General features: G+C 34.5%; 1 protein-coding gene. It reads right to left on the bottom strand.

Annotated elements, in window-relative coordinates; genetic code table 11:
• A partial coding sequence (locus AC1DSL_RS18095; protein ID WP_477533310.1) for a helix-hairpin-helix domain-containing protein occupies positions 1 to 1,494 on the bottom strand: 1,494 nt, incomplete at both ends.

Here is a 1,494-nt window from a genome sequence, read left to right as displayed (position 1 = left end):
TTCATCATCTCCATGAAATACCCCATCTGCTTATCATACTCTTTTTTAAACTTCTTCTCAGATATGAGTGGCTTATCCCCGTCCCAACCTACAATTGACTCATCTGTAAAGTTGTTGAAAAAGAATGATTGAGAGTATGAATCAAGTATTAGAATCTTGTCTTTAGGTTTTTCTACTACTTCATGCACACTTTTATTAATGTGATTTTTGAAATTGTATAAATGCTTATACTTAATTAACTCAGGAGTATCTAAAAGCCCCAGCGATATGACTCTCGGCAGATTCTGTCCGTTTAAAGACTCCTTCACATCAACTYCTTTAATCAAAAACTGTTTCATAATCTCAATTTGAGCATCAAATTCATTAAACGCTCCTGCTTTAATTAGCTTAATGAACTGTGCTTTTGCAATAATTTTTGTCTGATACATACGAGTGTGAAAGTCCTCAAATGATTTATATGGTCTGTTTTTGATAATTTCATGTGAAATATCGTCCCCGATTCCATTAATTCCATTGAGCGAGAAGATGATTCTGTCTCTTTTTAAGTCTGGAGTAAAGCCAAATTTCGCACTATTAATAAGAGGCAATTCTACATTGACAGAATAGGATTTAAGTGTTCCGATTGCACTAGCAATTTTCCCATATTTTGTACTCTTGCCTTTTGTTCCCTCTTCAACTTCCAATGATCCGCTGTTAATAGTAAGACATGCAGTGTGCCAAATAATAGGACTGTACTTAGATACGATTAAAATATTTTGAATTCCAATAATTGAGTATGCGATAGTGTGTAAAATACTAAAAGAATACGATTTCTGACGACTAATTTGAACATCCCATACATACTTCAATAGGTTCTCACTTGTGCCAATCTCTCTACCTTTTTTAAAGAAGTTGACTCTTGCTTTTTCAAAAATCTCTTCCTTCTTCTTTGCTACTGCTTTGCGAAGAACGTTTGCTTCCACAATATCGAAGTTGGCTATCTTCTCATCCATACTGATGAGCATAATCGCTTCCTGAGTGTCGGCAATTCCTGAAATTTGAAGTAGATGTTTTTCCATGATTTTTATTTCATCCTCATTAAGACCATAGGATTTCATTTCATCATACCAAAGTGAAATGTCATTTTTAAACCTAGCAAAAGTATCTACTGGCGATTCACTACTATTACCCATTAGTCTCATAAGACTGTTTACCGCTGCCATTTCAATAAGGTTGCTTGGCTTGGCTTTCATGAGAGCTTGATTTGCTAACTTTGTATCAAACTGGAACAAGTCAGGAATTTCAGCTTTTCCTAATAGTTCGTATATTTCAGAGTCGTTTAGATCAAATCTTTCTGGTCTGAGGTAGGCATCAAACGTTTTTCTCAGCGTTCCTTTCCATTCAACTAAACCTTCATCAATCATAATATTTAATGATTCTTGGATTTTAGCTATATTATTAACTCCAAGAATGTCATATTTTATTGCTCCAGCAGCTTGACAATCATCCAAATTC

This window comes from Paenisporosarcina sp. P4_D4, assembly GCF_056401835.1.
Note: the sequence above shows the minus strand (reverse complement) of the source record. Positions and strands in the feature narration are given on the sequence as shown.